Annotated in this window: 14 protein-coding genes; 5 read left to right on the top strand and 9 right to left on the bottom strand. The window is 58.0% G+C overall.

Features of this window, described 5'->3' with window-relative positions; genetic code table 11:
• Window positions 1–33 precede the first annotated feature (33 nt).
• Window positions 34–681, bottom strand: coding sequence for an invasion associated locus B family protein (locus tag QRN85_RS11110; RefSeq protein ID WP_062587098.1), 648 nt, complete (start codon window positions 679–681; stop codon window positions 34–36).
• 319 nt (window positions 682–1,000) lie between these two features.
• Here QRN85_RS11110 and QRN85_RS11105 point away from each other — a divergent pair, with 319 nt between their 5' ends.
• From QRN85_RS11105 to QRN85_RS11095, 3 genes are all read left to right on the top strand, one after another.
• Window positions 1,001–2,827 carry an extracellular solute-binding protein gene (locus tag QRN85_RS11105; protein WP_284758023.1) on the top strand — a complete coding sequence of 609 codons (1,827 nt, stop codon included), beginning with the start codon at window positions 1,001–1,003 and terminating at the stop codon, window positions 2,825–2,827.
• Window positions 2,828–2,920: 93 nt separating this feature from the next.
• Entirely contained in the window at window positions 2,921–3,592 is a 672-nt protein-coding gene (locus tag QRN85_RS11100) for a DsbA family oxidoreductase (RefSeq protein ID WP_062587097.1), read from the top strand.
• A 52-nt stretch (window positions 3,593–3,644) separates the two neighbouring features.
• Window positions 3,645–4,586, top strand: a complete 942-nt coding sequence (locus tag QRN85_RS11095; protein WP_284758021.1) for a DMT family transporter — start codon at window positions 3,645–3,647, stop codon at window positions 4,584–4,586.
• 8 nt (window positions 4,587–4,594) lie between these two features.
• Here the strand turns inward: QRN85_RS11095 and QRN85_RS11090 are convergent, their stop codons facing one another.
• From QRN85_RS11090 to QRN85_RS11080, 3 genes are all read right to left on the bottom strand, one after another.
• Entirely contained in the window at window positions 4,595–4,924 is a 330-nt protein-coding gene (locus QRN85_RS11090) for a hypothetical protein (protein WP_112961502.1), read from the bottom strand.
• Between the two features lie 232 nt (window positions 4,925–5,156).
• Window positions 5,157–8,654: a transcription-repair coupling factor gene (gene mfd / locus QRN85_RS11085; protein WP_113099796.1), complete on the bottom strand. Its 3,498-nt coding sequence runs from the start codon at window positions 8,652–8,654 to the stop codon at window positions 5,157–5,159.
• Entirely contained in the window at window positions 8,654–8,968 is a 315-nt protein-coding gene (locus QRN85_RS11080) for an FAD assembly factor SdhE (protein ID WP_112961498.1), read from the bottom strand. Before QRN85_RS11080 ends, mfd begins: the two co-directional genes overlap by 1 nt.
• Before the next feature lie 168 nt (window positions 8,969–9,136).
• On the opposite strand from QRN85_RS11080, the gene recG reads away from it, so the two are divergent.
• Complete coding sequence (recG, locus tag QRN85_RS11075; protein WP_284758017.1) at window positions 9,137–11,242, top strand: ATP-dependent DNA helicase RecG; 2,106 nt, start codon at window positions 9,137–9,139, stop codon at window positions 11,240–11,242.
• A 5-nt stretch (window positions 11,243–11,247) separates the two neighbouring features.
• A complete protein-coding gene (locus QRN85_RS11070) occupies window positions 11,248–11,511 on the top strand; it encodes a hypothetical protein (protein ID WP_062587092.1) in 264 nt (87 codons plus the stop codon).
• Here QRN85_RS11070 and QRN85_RS11065 read toward each other — a convergent pair.
• The 5 genes from QRN85_RS11065 to QRN85_RS11045 all read right to left on the bottom strand — a co-directional run bounded on the left by QRN85_RS11065 (window position 11,493) and on the right by QRN85_RS11045 (window position 17,521).
• Window positions 11,493–12,182, bottom strand: a complete 690-nt coding sequence (locus QRN85_RS11065) for a DUF502 domain-containing protein (RefSeq protein ID WP_062587091.1) — start codon at window positions 12,180–12,182, stop codon at window positions 11,493–11,495. The two genes, QRN85_RS11070 and QRN85_RS11065, sit on opposite strands and share 19 nt — an antisense overlap.
• Window positions 12,183–12,376: 194 nt before the next feature.
• Window positions 12,377–14,203 carry a glutamine--fructose-6-phosphate transaminase (isomerizing) gene (gene glmS / locus QRN85_RS11060; RefSeq protein ID WP_284758015.1) on the bottom strand — a complete coding sequence of 609 codons (1,827 nt, stop codon included), beginning with the start codon at window positions 14,201–14,203 and terminating at the stop codon, window positions 12,377–12,379.
• 142 nt (window positions 14,204–14,345) lie between these two features.
• Complete coding sequence (gene glmU, locus QRN85_RS11055; protein ID WP_284758013.1) at window positions 14,346–15,704, bottom strand: bifunctional UDP-N-acetylglucosamine diphosphorylase/glucosamine-1-phosphate N-acetyltransferase GlmU; 1,359 nt, start codon at window positions 15,702–15,704, stop codon at window positions 14,346–14,348.
• Between the two features lie 321 nt (window positions 15,705–16,025).
• The gene (locus tag QRN85_RS11050; RefSeq protein ID WP_284758012.1) at window positions 16,026–16,370 is read right to left on the bottom strand and encodes a pentapeptide repeat-containing protein; all 345 of its coding nucleotides are present in this window, start codon (window positions 16,368–16,370) and stop codon (window positions 16,026–16,028) included.
• A 77-nt stretch (window positions 16,371–16,447) separates the two neighbouring features.
• Window positions 16,448–17,521: a BMP family ABC transporter substrate-binding protein gene (locus tag QRN85_RS11045; protein WP_062587088.1), complete on the bottom strand. Its 1,074-nt coding sequence runs from the start codon at window positions 17,519–17,521 to the stop codon at window positions 16,448–16,450.
• Window positions 17,522–17,525: the final 4 nt, after the last annotated feature.

Here is a 17,525-nt window from a genome sequence, read left to right as displayed (position 1 = left end):
ACAAGGCCGGTTTTTCTGTATCTGGATGATGTCTTAGTTTGCAGGCTTGGTCTTGGCGGCGTCCTGCGCAGCTTCCAGCTTCTTGCGGGCTTCTTCAGCCTTCTTCTGCATTCCTTCCTGGAGGGAACGCTGGCTTTCAGCAAGCTGGGACTGGGTGATTGGCTGACCGTCATAGGCACCTGTGAAGCCGCTGAGCGCGATCTTGATCGGGTTTGGCGCACGGCGGAAGTTGATCGAGGTGAAAACGATCTCGGTGCCCTTCTTCATGCTGGCGATCATGGCGTCCGTCAGCGGCACTTCGGCGGTGCACTTGTCGGGAAGGCAGACGGCGTAATCAAGCTTCTGACCCTTGCCACCGTCGATCTGCATCATGACACCAGGAGGCAGGAGACGCGCGGTCGGCACGGAAACCTGCAGAAGCTTGCGGTTGACCTTGCCTTCAACGCTGATGAGGCCAACAGCCGTGATCATCTGACCGTTCTGGGCGAGAACGACGTTCTGCACAACGCAAACATCATTGTCTTCCTGCTTGCTGCATGTCTTGAACCAGCCAAGTGGCGGCGAGCCAGCCGGTGCGGCAGCCTGCTGAGCCTGAGATACGGCTGGAGCAGACACGGCACCCAGCGAAAGAACGAGAGCAGACAAGCCTGCACGGGTGAATGTGTTTGCGAATTTCGTCATAAGAGTTCCGTCTCCTAAATTTTTATGCGAAGCAGAAAATTCGAGCTGCTCAACATCACCGGTATCCGTCTGCCCGTTCCACTGTCGTTTAAATGAGGCAAATGCGTGACCCGACGGTTTCGGCAACCCTGTTACATCCCGTCGGCGGCGATATCCAGCACTTCTTCAACTTTTTCTTTTGGCATCAAGAGATTTTATCTCGTCGGATGCCTGCCATAGTTGGGTGTGATACATTCCGGCGGGAATCAATACAAGATGGGCCGCCCATTCCCGGCAAAGCAATCCCAAACAAACGGCCCGAATGCGACAGGACATCAATATGCGAAGCCTCTTGGCGTTCATCCCCGCCCTTCTTTTTTCAGGTCTGGCGTTGGCGGAACCCCTTCATGGAATTTCGATGCATGGTCATCCTGCCCTGCCCGCCGACTTCAAGAATTTTCCCTATGTGAAGCCCGACGTCAAAAAAGGCGGACGTGTTTCCTATGGTGTCGTCGGCACCTTCGACAGCCTCAACCCCTTTGTTTTAAAGGGGATGCGCACAACTGCGCGCGGTGTGTGGGATCCGGAATTTGGCAACCTTCTGTATGAGCCGCTGATGCAGCGCTCGAACGACGAACCTTTCTCGCTTTACGGTCTGCTCGCTGAAAGTGCGGAGTGGGACGACGAGCGCAGCTATATCCAGTTCAACATGAACCCCAAGGCAAAATGGCAGGATGGCAAGCCGGTAACGCCGGATGACGTGATTTTCACTTTTAATCTTCTGAAGGAAAAAGGCCGTCCGCCTTTCAACAGCAGGCTGAGCGGCGTCGAGAAGATGGAGAAGGTTGGAGAGCATGGCGTGCGCTTCACCTTCAACGAAAACGCCAACCGCGAAACGCCCCTCATTCTCGCATCATCGACCCCCATTCTGCCGCAGCACGCGATTGATCCGGCAACCTTCGAGCAGGCGGGGCTGTCGCCCGTCGTCGGGTCCGGCCCCTACCGAATCAAGACGCTGCGCCCCGGCGAGCGGGTCGTTTGGGAGCGTGATCCAAACTACTGGGGCAAGGATGTTCCCGCAAAAGTCGGGTTCGACAATTACGATGAGATCAGCATCATCTATTTCCTGCAGGTCACCACCATGTTCGAAGCCTTCAAGAAGGGCGATATCGACATTTATCCTGAAGGCGATGCAATCAACGGCACATCGGACACGTCTCACTGGGGGCAAGCCTACAATTTCCCGGCGGTTCATCGCGGCGAGATTGCCCGCGACGTTTTCGAATCGCGTTTGCCCTCCGGCATGTTCGGCCTGGTCTTCAACACGCGCCGGGCCATTTTTGCAGATCAGAAAGTCCGTGAAGGTCTTTCTTTCGCACTCGACTTTGAATGGATGAACCGCAACATCCTCGGCGGTGCGTTCAAGCGTACCCAAAGCTACTGGCAGAATTCGACACTCGGAGCTTTCGGCAATGCCGCGGGTGGGCGGGAGCTGGCGCTGCTGGGCGACACCGCAAAAAAACTGCCGCCAGCACTTCTCGCCGGAACCTATGCTCTGCCGGTGACGGATGGCTCAGGCGCCGACCGCAAGGTGTTAAAGCTCGCTGTCGACCGTTTGAAAGAGGCCGGGTACACGATCAAGAACGGCAGAATGTCCGATGCCAATGGCCGGGCCCTGTCATTCGAGATCATGACGCAAAACCCGGCACAGGAGCGTATCGCTCTTGCCTATCAACGTTCGCTGAAGCTGATCGGCGTCGATATGGCAATTCGCTCCGTCGATGATGGCCAGTATCAGGCCCGCTCCAACAGCTTCGATTACGATATGATCATCCGTTCACTCCCCTCTTCACTGTCACCGGGGGCAGAGCAGCTCAATCGCTGGGGCTCGGCGTCTCGCGACGCAAATGGCAGCTTCAACTATGCGGGTGTGGCAGATCCTGAGGTGGATCGGATGCTTGAAGCATTGTTGCAGGCGCGCTCCACCGAAGACTTTCAGGCGGCAGTGCGTGCCTATGACCGGCTCTTGACGGCGGGGCACTACATTATCCCGCTTTACTATATCGGGGCTCAGTGGGTGGCACGGTGGAAATATATCGAACGACCGGAGGCAACCCCTCTTTTGGGGAACCAGAAAACCAGCTGGTGGGATGCCCGCGTCCAATAGGTCTAAGGGTAGATCTGTTGCGGTGATGCCTTGCGCAAGCACGGCAAGGCCCCTAGATGGGGCAGAGATAGTCTGGTCTGAAAGGGAAGCACCATGCAACGCATTGTTATCGACGTCGTCTCCGACATGGTCTGCCCATGGTGCTATCTCGGTAAGGCACGCCTGGATCTCGCAATTGCGGAAGTTCTCGATGAAGTCAGCATCGATGTGAACTGGCGTCCCTACCGCCTGAACCCGGATTACCCACCGGAGGGCGTAGACCAGAAGGCCGAACTGGAAAAAAAGCTGGGCGGCAAGGAAAAGGTCGAGCAGGCGCACGACATGCTGAAGCAGCTCGGCAAGGAAGTCGGCATAGACTTCAACTTCGACGCCATAAAGGTTGGCCCCAATACGCTTGACGCACACCGCCTTTCGCTCTGGGCCCATGCCGAAGGCCGCGAGTTTCAGGACCGGGTGGTGACGGAACTGTTCCGCGCCAACTTTGAGCAAGGCCTCAACATTGGCGACCACGCCGTTCTCGCAGATATTGGTGAAAAGGCCGGAATGAGCCGCGAGGTCGTCACGAAACTTCTGGCCTCCGATGCAGACAAGGACACCGTTGTCGCCGAGATCGATGCGGCGCAGCAGATGGGCGTTGCTGGCGTCCCCTTCTTCATACTCGATCAGAAATATGCCGTCAGCGGAGCGCAGAGCAAGGAAGTGCTTATTAATGCACTGCGGGATATTGCCAGAATGAAGCTGGAAGAGCATAGGGCTATGAACTGATCTTCAGCCAGCGCGCTGTCGATTCCTGCCCCTGGTAAATTCTGGTGTTTCCGTGTCCGATAGCACGTTGAAAGGCATCCTTCTCGCCTTTGCCGCCTTCGCGGCCTATGCGTGGAGCGATGCCAGTGTAAAGCTCATCGAAGGGCAGCTGTCGCCCTTCCAGTCGGCATTTTTCGGTGCGCTGTTCGGGCTGGCCGCCCTGCCCTTCATCCGCAAACGCAATGATGACTGGCGCGACATCATCCGCACCACCAACCGCCCCCTGTGGATCCTTCGCTTCATCTCGTCGGGTCTCGGCGCGATCACCTCGGTGACCGCTTTCACCTATCTGTCGATGGCGGAAGCTTTCGCCCTCATCTTCCTCCTGCCCGCCTTCGTCACCATCATGTCGGTGCTTTTCCTCAAGGAACTGGTCGGCATCAAGAGATGGTCTGCCGTCATCATCGGTTTTGCAGGCGTTATCGTCATTTTGAGACCCGGCTTTCGCGAGCTTTCGACCGGCCATTTCGCCGCCATTGTCGCGGGTCTGTGCGGGGCCATATCCATCGTCATCTTCCGCGCGATGGGACCATCGGAAAAGAATATCTCGCTCTATGGCGCGGGGCTCCTGGGAACGCTGGTCATTTGCGGCGTGGCCATGGCGAAGACCTTTACCCCGCCTGATATGGAGCAATGGATGTTCCTGGCGGGCTACGGATTGCTCGGCGCGCTTGCCAATGTGCTGGTCATGTATGCCGCGAAATACGCGCCCGCTGCAGTTATCGGCCCAACGCAATATAGCCAGATGTTATGGGCAATCCTGTTCGGCTATTTGATTTTCGGCGACAAGATCGACGGATGGATGTTTGTGGGGATAGCCCTCATCATCGGATCGGGTCTGCTGACGCTGATCCGGGAAAGGCAGCGGCATGTGCCTCTCCCGACATCCGTTGCGGCGGCTGACCAGAATGTGGCCGTGGCGATGACGCCGCAGGACGATACATCAAAGACCTGATTTCTCGCTCAGTAGCATACCCTTGCGCGATACATGTTGCCCCAGCCATCCTGATGCCACTCCATGTGGCAGCGGGGATAAACGGTTTCGTAGGCGACTGGTGGACCATAGGCCGGGGGACCGTAGACCGGCGCATAGCCATAAGCGGGCGGTCCATAATAATTGTGCGACGCCCCTGCCAGAAGGGCCCCTCCAACGACCGTGCCGGCAATACCGGCGGCCAATCCGCGTCCGAAATTGTTGCGTGCTTCAGCCTGGGTGGTCGTGGCAATTGTCGTGCCTGCAATTGTCAAGGCTACCAGACCAGCGGTGACGAACCTGTTGATGTTGGTCCACATGGTCCTGCTCCCTAAAATGAAGCGGAAAAGGGGTAAGATGCCTCTGGCTTTGCCCCGCATCTGCTTCGCTGAAATCAAGGTTCCCGCTTCAGCCTACGCGGCCCGAAACGACCCTGAACCAGGATGGCAAGACATTTGCCATCCCTTGAGAGCCAAGACTAGACCTCCAAAAGCTACCGATACATGTCCGTTCGATTAACTCGACGTAATGATCGATCACCGCTGCGTGACGTCAGCCTTTTGCCAGTTCCGCCAGTTGCGTCATCACCATGGCCGCACCTGCCAGACGCTTCTCAGGCGTTGGCAAATCGCGCGTGAGGAACACGCTGTGGTCCGGCCTGATCTTCGCCATTGAGCCCTGCTTGGCAATATAGCCCACAAGTGCCGCCGGGTTCGGGAATTCCTTGTTGCGGAACTGAACGACGACGCCCTTTGGACCTGCGTCCAGCTTTTCGACATTGGCCGTGCGGCACAGGGATTTGACGTAGACGATCTTGAGCAGATGTTGCACTTCCTTTGGCAACGGTCCGAAGCGGTCGATCATCTCGGCACCGAAGCCGTCGATTTCACCAAGATCGGTCAACTCACCCAGGCGGCGATAGAGCCCCATTCTCAGGTGCAGATCCGGCACGTAGTTTTCCGGAATCATGACCGATGTGCCGACGGAAATCTGCGGCGACCAGCCGCTGTCGATGACCTCGTCCTCACCCTTGACCTCGGCGACGGCCTCTTCCAGCATTTGCTGATAAAGCTCGAAACCGACTTCCTTGATATGGCCGGATTGCTCTTCACCGAGCAGATTGCCTGCGCCGCGAATATCGAGGTCATGGCTGGCCAGCTGGAAGCCTGCGCCCAGTGTATCGAGCGACTGCAGAACCTTCAGGCGGCGCTCCGCCATTGTCGTCAGCACCTTGTTGACCGGAAGTGTAAACAGCGCAAAGGCGCGAACCTTGGAGCGACCCACCCGGCCACGAAGCTGGTAAAGCTGCGCAAGGCCGAACATGTCGGCGCGGTGGACGATCAGCGTATTGGCAGTTGGCACATCCAGCCCGGATTCAACGATCGTGGTAGACAGAAGCACATCGTACTTTCCGTCATAGAAGGCATTCATGATGTCTTCCAGCTCACCCGCCGCCATCTGCCCGTGTGCCACGGCAACCTTCAGCTCAGGAACGTCAGACTGGAGGAAGGCATGAACATCTGCGAGATCAGCAAGACGCGGGCACACATAAAAGCTCTGACCGCCGCGATAGTGCTCACGCATCAGTGTTTCGCGAATGACGAGCGGATCGAAAGGCGAAATGAAGGTGCGCACGGCCATGCGATCGACCGGCGCGGTCGTGATCAGCGACAGTTCGCGAACACCCGTCATTGCGAGCTGCAAGGTGCGCGGAATGGGCGTCGCCGATAGCGTCAGAACGTGTACGTCGCTCTTCAGCTCCTTCAGCCGTTCCTTGTGCTTCACACCGAAATGCTGCTCCTCATCGATGATGAGAAGGCCGAGATTGGCGAAAGTGATGCCCGCACCCAGAAGCGCGTGCGTGCCGACGACGATATCCGTCTTGCCTTCCGCCACTTCCTTTTTCGTCAGCGCCAGTTCCTTCGTGCCAACGAGGCGAGAAGCCTGCTGCACCCGGATCGGCAGACCACGGAAACGTTCGGAGAAAGTACGGAAATGCTGCCGGGCCAGCAGCGTGGTGGGCACAACGACGGCAACCTGCACGCCGTTCATGGCAGCCAGGAATGCTGCGCGCAATGCCACTTCGGTTTTGCCGAAGCCGACATCGCCGCAAATCAGGCGATCCATGGGACGACCGGCACCAAGATCCTCACGCACCGACTCGATGGCGTTCAGCTGGTCTTCCGTCTCGTCATAGGGGAACCGCGCGGCAAACTCGTCGTAGAGGCCATCGGGGGCAATAAGTGCTGGCGCATGACGCACCATGCGTGCCGCAGCGATGCGGATGAGATCACCCGCCATGTCCAACAGGCGCTTCTTGAGCTTGGCTTTGCGCATCTGCCAGGCGCCACCGCCCAGCTTGTCGAGATTGGCTTCTGCAGCATCGGAACCATAGCGAGACAGAAGATCGATGTTTTCGACCGGCAGGAACAGCTTGGCATCGTCTGCATAGTGGAGCTCAAGGCAGTCGCGCGGCGCGCCCGCCGCCTCGATGGTCCGAAGGCCCACGAACCGACCGATGCCGTGTTCGGCGTGAACGACAAGCGATCCCTCGTCCAACCCGGCGACCTCAGAGATGAAGTCGGCACCGCGCTTGCGGCGCTTGGAGCGGCGAACCATGCGATCGCCGAGAATATCCTGCTCGCCGATAACCGCGAGGTTGCCGGTTTCGAACCCGGCCTCAAGGCTCAGCACCGCCGCAGCAGCCTCACCCTTGCCAAGCTTCTCTACCTCTTTCAGCGATGTCACGGTTTTGATGTTCTCAAGTCCGTGTTCGTTCAAGACCTGCAAAAGACGATCAAGCGAACCTTCCGACCAGCCGGTGATCAGAACCTTCCAGCCCTTGGAGCGCCGCTCGGCAATATGTTTGACGGCAAGCGTAAAGACGTTGATCCGGTCTTCGCTTTCACTCTCGGTCGCCGATTTCGCCCAACGGGGGCCGACATGGGCATCCAGCGTGGCAACCGGCTTGTCCTTCGTATCCTGCTCGTTGAATGGCGTCAGACGTACCGCATTGACGGCGTTCAGTGCCTCATCAAAGCTCTTGCCGCCCAGATAAATCTGGCTGGGTGAAACGGGCTTATAGGGTGCGCCCTGCGTCGTGCCTTTCGTCTGGCCAGTGTTCTGTCTTGCCTCGAAATAATCATGGACAAGCTTGGAGCGCTCCACCGCAGCCTCACGCGCGGTGTGGTCGGTAACGATGCGAAAGCCGGACAGGTAATCGAACGCGGTTTCCAGCTTTTCGTAAAACAGGGGCAGCCAGTGTTCCATCCCGGCATAGCGCCGGCCTTCGGAAACCGCCTGATAGAGGGCATCGTCGCGCGTCGCAGCGCCGAAGAGAGAGAGATAATTCTTGCGAAAACGGCTGATCGTATCGGGCGTCAGCGTGACTTCGCTCATCGGATTGAGGTCCAGCGAGCGGGCCTGGCCGATGGTTCGCTGGCTTGCAGGATCGAAGGTACGAATGCTTTCCAGCGTATCGCCGAAGAAATCCAGCCGAACCGGTTCTTCCGTACCGGGCACGAACACATCCAGAATGCCGCCGCGCACCGCGAATTCACCGACTTCCCGCACAGTCGCCACACGGTCGAAACCATTGCGCTCCAGCCGGGCGGCGATGTCTTCCATGCGGATCTGATTTCCCGGCTTGGCCGAGAATGCGAGGCTTTCAATCACATCGCGCGGCGCCATCTTCTGCAACATGGCATTGACGGTCACCAGCACGATGGCGGGATGCGGCTTTTTCTGGTGATGGATGAGGCCAGACAGTGTTGCCAGACGGCGGGCAGAAACATGTGCGCTGGGCGACACGCGGTCGTATGGCAGGCAGTCCCACGCGGGCAAGGTCAGAACGGGAATCTCAGGCGCGACAAAACCCAGTACCTGCTCGAGGTCAGAGAGGCGCTGGCCGTCGGAAACGACATAGGCAACAGAGGTGCCTTGCCGAACCAGATCCGCGAGCAGAAAGGCTTCTGTGCCTGCTGGCACATTGCCGATGGTCAGCGGCGTATCGGCCGATGCCACCAGCCTGACATCGAATCCGGCTATCATTATGAGCTGCTTCCGTTCTGGGCGGAGACCAGATCGAAATCCGGGCGGTAGGAGATAATCTTCATAAACAGGGGCGTCTGGAATTTTTCAGGGATGGCCTGCGCGCCCGTCACCATCTGCACGAGGTCCTGGTCTTCCTCGGCCATGATCTGTTCTAGCTCATCCAGCTGCGCATCGGAAAGGTCTGCAATGTTCTCTTCGGCAAATTGGCCGAGCACAAGGTCCATTTCCCTGATACCGCGATGCCAGCAACGATAAAGAATTCGCCTGCGCCTCGTGTCGAGGTCGGCGCTCGTGCGTACCAGTCCTGTCATCGCATTCACCTGTTTGTTGACCGTCCCCTCCTATAGAACAGGGCGGGAACGTTTGGGAACCGGTTTTTGCGGAAATATTGCAGCCCGCCGAAAAACTTGGGCGAATAAACCGTGTTTAATGTGGCGCCACTCTTGCAATGCGTATCGCCTTCCCCGATTTTGCTCGCCATGCGCCCGGCTCTCCTTGATCCCCTGTTTGCCCCCGTTGCCACGCTTTCCGGCGTAGGACCCAAGCTTGCCGATTTGCTGGCAAAGCTGCTTGGCCGCGAAAGTGCTCAGGAAGCCCGCGTGCTCGACCTGCTGTTCCACGCACCCTACAACGTGATCGACAGGCGCAATCGACCCGGTATCGCTCTGGCGCCACAGGGTTCCATCGTCACCATTCAGGGCCGTGTCGACCGTCACCAACCAGCGCCGCCCGGCAACCGGTCCGCCCCCTATCGCGTGTTCCTGCACGACGAAACCGGCGAACTGGCTCTGACATTTTTCCGCGCCCGCGGCGACTGGCTAGCCAAAGCGCTGCCAGTTGATGAAGAGGTGATGGTCAGCGGCAAGGTGGACTGGTTCAACGGCCGGGCCTCCATGGTGCATCCCGACTTCATGGTGAAGGTTTCGGAAGCCGAAAACCTGCCCATGGTCGAACCCGTGTACCCGCTGACGGCAGGCCTGTCGCCCAAGGTTCTGCGGCGCGCCATTGATGGCGCAGTTGGAAAAATGCCTGTTTTCCCGGAGTGGATCGACGAGACCCTGGCGGCGCGCCAGAGCTTTCCACATGTGGCAGATGCGTTCCGTGAACTGCACGATCCGCGCGATGGGGCCGACATTGACCCGCAAGCACCGGCCAGGCGCCGCCTTGCCTATGATGAATTTCTGGCAGGTCAGCTTTCGCTTGCGCTGGTGCGCCAAAGGCTGCGCAAGGTTGCGGGCCAACCCATCCGCGCCAAGGGCGACTTTGCTGCGAGAATTCTTGCCAGCCTGCCATTTTCATTGACTGCCAGTCAAAGCGCTGCGGTCAAGGACATTCTGACCGACATGGCCGGTGAAGACCGCATGTTGCGTCTGTTGCAGGGCGATGTCGGCGCGGGCAAGACGCTGGTTGCGCTGATGGCCATGGCGACCGCTGTCGAGGCTGGCGGTCAGGCCGTGCTGATGGCACCGACGGAAATTCTGGCACGCCAGCATTTCGCGACCATTTCTAAATTCGCCACCGCTGCAGGGATTTCCTGTGAGGTGCTGACCGGTCGCACCAAGGGCAAGGAGCGCCGTGAAATCGAGGAGCGCATAGCCTCCGGTGAAGCGCAGATCGTCATCGGCACCCATGCGCTGTTTCAGGACAGCGTCAGTTACAAGAACCTTGTTCTGGCGGTCGTGGATGAGCAGCATCGCTTCGGGGTTCACCAGCGCTTGCGGCTCACCGCCAAGGGCATCAGCCCGCACATGCTGGTCATGACAGCGACACCCATTCCGCGTACGCTGGTCTTGGCGGCCTTTGGCGATATGGACGTATCGAAGCTGACCGAAAAGCCCGCCGGGCGAAAACCCATCCAGACCGTGACCATTCCCACCGAACGCATTGGCGATATCGTTGCGCGGCTGAAAAGCGCGCTTTCGGAAGGCAAGAAAGCCTACTGGATCTGCCCTCTGGTGGAGGAATCGGAAGAATCCGACCTCATGTCGGCGGAGGAGCGGCACGCGGTTCTTTCCAAGTCCCTCGGCGCTTCCATCGGTCTTATTCATGGGCGCATGAGCGGCCCGGAAAAGGACGCCGCCATGCTTGCCTTTAAGAGCGGAGAGACGCGGCTTCTGGTAGCAACCACCGTTGTGGAAGTGGGCGTCGATGTGCCTGACGCAACCATCATGGTCATCGAGCACGCCGAAAACTTTGGTCTAGCCCAGTTGCACCAGCTACGCGGACGCGTCGGACGTGGGGATGAAGCATCGACCTGCATCCTGCTCTACAAAGGTCCGCTCAGTGAAAATGGCAAGGCACGCCTGTCTATTTTGCGCGACAGCGAAGACGGTTTTCTGATTGCCGAAGAGGATTTGAAACTGCGCGGCGAAGGCGAACTGCTTGGCACCCGCCAATCGGGCACGCCCGGGTTTCGCATTGCCAGCCTAGAAGCCCATGCCGACCTCTTGGAAATTGCCCGCAAAGACGCCACCTATATCATTGAGCGCGACCCGGAACTCACCAGCGAGCGAGGTCGCAATTTGCGCACCCTGCTCTATCTCCATCGCCGTGACGAGGCGATCCGTTTCCTCCATGCAGGCTAACGATCATGAATGACATGCCCCTACCGCCAGCCGCCTTTTGCAAGGGCTACGCGCTTTGCTCGCCCGACAATCTGCTGCTGCCGGAGACATTCGCAAAAAGCGAAAAGAAAACGATCGGCAAAAAATTCAAGAAACCGGGTCGCAAGAAAGCCTGGGCGAAGGCGCAGGATGAAGGCTGGACGGTGCGCTTCGTCTATATGCGCCTTTTCGTCCCGGTCTTTCACTCGACATCTGCCCCGAGCGGCGACGTTTACGAGGATGATGAGTAGTCTGGGGCCGCAGCAATTGCCTTTGGCAATTCGAAATCCGGCGCAACAAGTCCGCCCGAAATCAGCAGCTTGGCGGCATCTTCCGGCGACATATCCAGGATCGTGATCTTGTCCTTGGGCACAAACAGCAGAAAGCCGGCGGTTGGCACTGGGGTCGGCGGCAGGAACACCGCCACCATTTCCTGACCGATTTCATTGAAGCGATAGGCCAACTCACCTTTGGCGTCAGACGCCACGAACACCATCGCATAGGTCCCGGGTGACGGGAACTCGATAAGACCGACCTTCTTGAAGGAGCTGGAATGTTCCTTCAGCACCGATTCGAATAGCTGCTTGATGCTCTTATAGATCGGTCGGACAAATGGCATATGGTTCAGCACCGACTCACCGAAGCTGACGATCCATTTGCCGATGAGATTGTTGCCGAGAAAACCGATCAGCGTAATACCGATGACGGCGACCAGCAGGCCGAAGCCCGGAATGGCGACATCGAAATATTGCTCGGGATCGTAACGCGCTGGAATATATGGTTTAACCCAGCTGTCGACCCATTGCAGAAAGGTCCACACCACCCACATGGTGATGGTGACCGGCGCCAGAATGAGAATTCCGGTGAGGAAATTATTGCGCAGGCGCGTCGCAAAAGAAACTTTGAGGGGGTGATCTGTCATACAATCCGCAGGGCTGTTCGGTATCACCAAAGTAGGCAGGTTGATAACGGACAATGCCGGAGGCCGTTCCAGCTCGCAAGAGCGAGATCATGAAATAATCGTCATGATCTGCCCGGGCCGTCAAACCTTCGTTACCGTCAACAACGGAGAGACAGGGAAACGCCGTTCCCCTGCCCCAAAATCCCATCCTGGAATTATTCCACAGTCACCGATTTCGCCAGATTGCGCGGCTGGTCCACATCGGTGCCCATGAAGACGGCGGTGTGGTAAGCGAGAAGCTGGATTGGCAACGAGAAGACCATCGGGGCGATGATCTCATCCACGTTCGGCAAAACGATCGTCGCCATGGTTTCGAGCTTCGAGGCGGCCGCCCCCTTCTCATCCGTGATGAAAATGATCTTGCCGCCACGCGCTGCGACTTCCTGCATGTTGGAAACGGTTTTCTCGAAAAAGCGGTCATGCGGCGCAATGACGATAACAGGCATGTTCTCGTCGATCAGCGCAATTGGCCCGTGCTTCAACTCGCCTGCGGCATAACCTTCGGCATGTATATAGGAAATTTCCTTGAGCTTCAGCGCACCTTCCAGCGCCAGCGGATAGCTGGTGCCACGACCGAGATAGAGCACATCCTTGAAGCGGGAGAGATCCCGCGACAGGGTTTCGATCTGCGGCTGGATGGCGTTCAGGACCTCGCTCATCACACGCGGCATTTCGATCAGGTGGCGAACGAGGTCTGTTTCCTGCTCGACGGTAAGTGTTCCGCGTGCCTTGCCAGCAGCAATGGCAAGCGATGCGAGAACCGCGAGCTGGCAGGTGAAGGCCTTTGTGGAAGCAACGCCAATTTCAGGGCCGGCGAGAATGGGGAACACGGCATCCGATTCACGTGCCATGGTCGATTCGCGAACATTGACGACCGTGCCGATCTTGAGGCCATTTTCCTGGCAATAGCGCAGGGACGCCAGCGTATCTGCCGTTTCCCCCGATTGCGAAATGAACAGGGCTGCCTGCGTAGGCAGAAGCGGCATTTCGCGGTAGCGGAACTCCGAGGCGACATCGATTTCGACCGGCAGGCGGGCATAACGCTCGAACCAGTATTTGCCGATGAGGCCAGAGAGATAGGCCGTGCCGCAGGCGGAAATCGCAAGGCCCGTGAGCTTGGCGAAATCGATGGCCGGGTCGGCATTCTTCACGCGTTTTTCAGCAAAATCCACGTAGTGGCTCAGCGCATGGGAAATGACTTCCGGCTGCTCATAGATTTCCTTTTCCATGAAATGGCGGTGGTTACCCTTGTCCACCACATAAGCCGTCGCCTGCGAAATCTGGCGGGCGCGCTTGACCGGCTTGCCGGAGAAATCGATGATTTCTGCGCCATTTGCGGTGATGATGGCGCAGTCACCGTCCACCAGATAGGTGATCTCACTGGTAAAGGGTGAAAGCGCAATGGCATCCGAGCCCAGGAACATCTCACCGCGACCATAACCGATGGCCAGCGGCGGGCCGGAACGGGCAGAGAGAAGCGTTGACGGATCATCCTGAAACATGACGCCAAGCGCATAGGCGCCGGTGACGCGGTTCAGCATGGCAAGCATGGCGGCGCGGTGGTCCATTCCATCGCGGGTGAATTTCGCCAGAAGCTGGGCCACGACTTCCGTGTCCGTCTGCGTGGTGAAGGTGGCACCCTCTGCCGCAAGCTCATCGCGCAATTCGGAAAAGTTCTCGATGATGCCGTTATGGACAACCGCGACACCATCTACGAAATGCGGATGGGCATTGGTTTCGTTCGGCACGCCATGGGTTGCCCAGCGCGTGTGGGCAATGCCGGTCAGGCCGGGCAGCGGCTCTTCCGAAAGCTTCTTTTCGAGATTGAAGAGCTTGCCTTCTGCACGTCGGCGGGCGAGTGCGCCGTCATGGATCGTTGCAACGCCAGCGGAGTCATAACCCCGATACTCCAGCCGCTTCAGCGCATCCACGAGGCGCTCCGCAACCGGCTGCGTTCCAACAATACCAACAATACCGCACATGCACTTCTCCAAAAAATTTCGAGCAACGACTCGCTGGACGTGTCCTTATGAGCCGATGCTTTTGACAGCCGAAGTCGTAGCGGTTTCCGCAAAAATCGCAATTGGAACAACGGTCACTTTCAATGTCTGTTCGTTACGATTGTCAGGACTTCTTCCTGGCGTCCTTGATGGCCTGTGCGCGGGCGCGCAAAGCAGTGGCGCGGCCTTCCTTTACCTCCTGACGGGCACGACCGAAGGCCAGCGCATCGCCGGGCACGTCATCTGTAATCACGCTGCCGGAGGCGACGTAAGCGTCATCACCAATCGTCACCGGTGCCACCAGCGAAGAATTGGAGCCGACAAAGGCGTTCTTGCCGATGCGCGTCTCGTGCTTGTTGATGCCGTCGTAATTGCAGGTGATGGTCCCTGCCCCGATATTGCTGCCAGCGCCCACGAAAGCATCGCCGATATAGGTGAGGTGGTTGACCTTCGCGCCCTCACCGATCTCTGCCTTTTTGACCTCGCAGAAATTGCCGACTTTTGAATTGGCGGCCAGATTGGCACCGGGTCGAAGCCGTGCATAAGGCCCAACTGTCGCACCGCCGCTGACATGCGCGCCCTCCAGATGGGAAAATGCGTGGATCACGGCTCCTGATTCGATTGTGACGCCGGGCCCGATAACGACGTTGGGCTCGATCAACGCATCTTGACCGATCTTTGTATCCCAAGACAGGAATACCGTTTCCGGCGCTGTCATGGACACGCCATCGATCATGAATTGATGGCGGGCGCGCTCCTGCCAGAGCTTTTCGATGTAAGCGAGTTCGGCGCGGTTGTTGCAGCCGGTCAGCTCAGTTTCCGGCGCATCGATGGCAATGGCCTTGCCGCCCAGCGAGCGGGCGATTTCCACAACGTCTGTCAGGTAATATTCGCCCTTGGCGTTATTGTTGCCGATGCGGGTCAAAAGATCGAGCGCGCGGCGGCCATTGATCGCCATCAGACCGCTATTGCACCAGGTAACCTTGCGCTCCTCGTCCGTCGCGTCCTTTTCTTCCCTGATGGCAACCAGTTCGCCATTCTCCACCAGCAGACGACCGTAGCCGGTCGGCCTGTCGGTGTGAAAACCGATGACGACGACATCGACATTGTCGCTCAGCGCCTGACGCGCCTTATTGAGTGTCTCTGAGGTCAGCAATGGCACATCGCCATAGGCAATCAGCACATCGTCATAGCCGCTTTCGATGGCAGCACGCGCTGCGAGAACGGCATTGCCAGTTCCAAGTCGCTCTTTCTGAAGATAGGGCTCGACGCTGACACCAGCCCCACGCGCCGCATCCGCCACCTTGTCCGCATCACGGCCCACCACGAGTGCAGCAGCGCTGACGCCAGCACCCGCGACGGCCTGCATCACATGCGCAATCATCGCCCGGCCAGCCACAGGATGCAGCACCTTCGACATGGATGATTTCATCCGTGTGCTTTCACCAGCGGCAAGAATAACGGCTAGGCAACTGCGTTCCATTGATATCTCCGACTCGATCATTCATTTCAGCCACCGACGAATAGGCGGACTTCGGTTTTCGCTATAAACGCTCAAGACTGAAGAAACCATGGAAATTGCATGAATGCCCGAAACCTGCCGTGAGCGCGGGCAAGGAAAAGCCGCGCCTGTTTCCAGACGCGGCTTGATATTCCTCACGGCACCAAACACCCCCGTCATACCGGACTTGATCCGGTATCCAGCCGCCGCGCGTCTGCGCGGTGAAAGAGCCTTTCGTGGTCAAAGACGTGTCTGCTTTGTCTGGCATCAAAATGCGGAGCGGCAATCGGCCTTGCGCCAACTCTAAACCTCGTTCTTGCCGGGACGGTTGGCCTTGTAGACAGCCAGAAGCTCGCTGATCTCAATCCCATCGATGGTCGCGCCTGTCAGTCTGCTTCCATTGATCTGCGCGCCTGTAAGATTGGCATTTTTGATGACGGCACCGGACATGTTCACGGCGTTCATGACAAGGCCCGAGAGGTTGACGTCATTGACAGACCAGCCGCTCATATTGCTGTCGTTGAATGACGCGCCTGAAAAATTGATCTGGTTGAAAGTTGTGCCGGAAAGATTTGAATCGTTGAATGTCGATGCTGAAAGATCAGTATCATCGACGTCGAGGATTTCCTTCGTGCGAAGTAATTTCATCGCTTCCTCCAAAAAAAAGAGCCGCGCATAGAGACTATGCGCGGCAGGATAGAAGCTGATATTTTCAAATGCAACCGTTACTGCGGCAGCTTGTCGTCCACGCCTGCGACGTAGAAGTTCAGGCCGAGAAGAACCTTGTCTTCAGCCTTTTCGCCAGCCTTCAGCCACTCGGAACCGTCCTGCTTCTTGACAGGGCCGGTGAAGGGGTGCAGTTCGCCCGACTTGATCTTGGCTTCGGTTTCCTGCGCCATCTTCTTCACATCGTCAGGAATGTTCGTGTATGGCGCCATCGTGAGGATGCCGTCTTTGAGGCCGTCCCAGACCGATTCGGACTTCCATGTGCCATCGAGAAGGGCCTGTGTGCGCTTGATGTAATAGGCGCCCCAGGTATCGACGATCGCCGTCATCTGCGTGTTTGGACCAGCCTTGATCATGTCGGATGCCTGACCGAAAGCCTTGATGCCGCGCTCTGCAGCAACCTGCATCGGGGCAGTGGTGTCGGTGTGCTGGGTCAGGATGTCGACGCCCTGGTCGATCAGTGCCTTGGCAGCATCGGCTTCCTTGCCGGGGTCAAACCATGTGTTGGCCCAGACGACCTTGACCTTGAATTCCGGGTTGACGGACTGCGCGCCGAGAACGAAGGCGTCGATGCCCATCACCACTTCCGGAATCGGGAAGGAAGCGATGTAACCGGCGAGACCCTTCTGGGACATTTTAGCCGCGATCTGGCCCTGAATATAACGGCCTTCGTAGAAGCGCGAATTGTAGGTCGCGAGGTTTGCAGCGGTCTTGAAACCGGTCGCGTGCTCGAACTTCACCTTCGGGAACTTCTGCGCAACCTTGACGGTGGCATCCATGAAGCCGAAGGAGGTCGTGAAGATCAGTTCGCAGCCGGAACGGGCCATGCGCTCGATTGCGCGCTCGGCATCCGGGCCCTCGGGAACGCTTTCGAGGTAAGGCGTTTCGATCTTGTCGCCGAAATGCTTCTGCAGTTCCTGACGGCCGATATCATGTGCCTGCGTCCAGCCGCCGTCGGTCTTGGTGCCGACATAGACGAAGCAGACCTTCTTGGCGTCTGCCGCCTGGGCTGCGGGAACAACGCCGACGATGGCGGCGGCCGATGCGGCCAGTGCGATGATGAGTTTCTTCATTTTT

Source organism: Agrobacterium sp. fls2-241-TYG-188a (assembly GCF_030209845.1).
The sequence above is the reverse complement of the archived record's forward strand: the minus strand, read 5'-3'. Positions and strand labels throughout refer to the sequence as shown.

What these genes read in the sequence shown, in the direction of transcription:
- glmU (WP_284758013.1), bottom strand. Translation starts at nt 15,704, where the DNA reads ATGGAACGCAGTTGCCTAGCCGTTATTCTTGCCGCTGGTGAAAGCACA.
- glmS (WP_284758015.1), bottom strand. Translation starts at nt 14,203, where the DNA reads ATGTGCGGTATTGTTGGTATTGTTGGAACGCAGCCGGTTGCGGAGCGC.
- QRN85_RS11105 (WP_284758023.1), top strand. Translation starts at nt 1,001, where the DNA reads ATGCGAAGCCTCTTGGCGTTCATCCCCGCCCTTCTTTTTTCAGGTCTG.
- QRN85_RS11110 (WP_062587098.1), bottom strand. Translation starts at nt 681, where the DNA reads ATGACGAAATTCGCAAACACATTCACCCGTGCAGGCTTGTCTGCTCTC.
- QRN85_RS11045 (WP_062587088.1), bottom strand. Translation starts at nt 17,521, where the DNA reads ATGAAGAAACTCATCATCGCACTGGCCGCATCGGCCGCCGCCATCGTC.
- mfd (WP_113099796.1), bottom strand. Translation starts at nt 8,654, where the DNA reads ATGATAGCCGGATTCGATGTCAGGCTGGTGGCATCGGCCGATACGCCG.
- QRN85_RS11065 (WP_062587091.1), bottom strand. Translation starts at nt 12,182, where the DNA reads ATGACAGATCACCCCCTCAAAGTTTCTTTTGCGACGCGCCTGCGCAAT.
- QRN85_RS11080 (WP_112961498.1), bottom strand. Translation starts at nt 8,968, where the DNA reads ATGACAGGACTGGTACGCACGAGCGCCGACCTCGACACGAGGCGCAGG.
- recG (WP_284758017.1), top strand. Translation starts at nt 9,137, where the DNA reads ATGCGCCCGGCTCTCCTTGATCCCCTGTTTGCCCCCGTTGCCACGCTT.
- QRN85_RS11050 (WP_284758012.1), bottom strand. Translation starts at nt 16,370, where the DNA reads ATGAAATTACTTCGCACGAAGGAAATCCTCGACGTCGATGATACTGAT.
- QRN85_RS11100 (WP_062587097.1), top strand. Translation starts at nt 2,921, where the DNA reads ATGCAACGCATTGTTATCGACGTCGTCTCCGACATGGTCTGCCCATGG.
- QRN85_RS11090 (WP_112961502.1), bottom strand. Translation starts at nt 4,924, where the DNA reads ATGTGGACCAACATCAACAGGTTCGTCACCGCTGGTCTGGTAGCCTTG.
- QRN85_RS11070 (WP_062587092.1), top strand. Translation starts at nt 11,248, where the DNA reads ATGAATGACATGCCCCTACCGCCAGCCGCCTTTTGCAAGGGCTACGCG.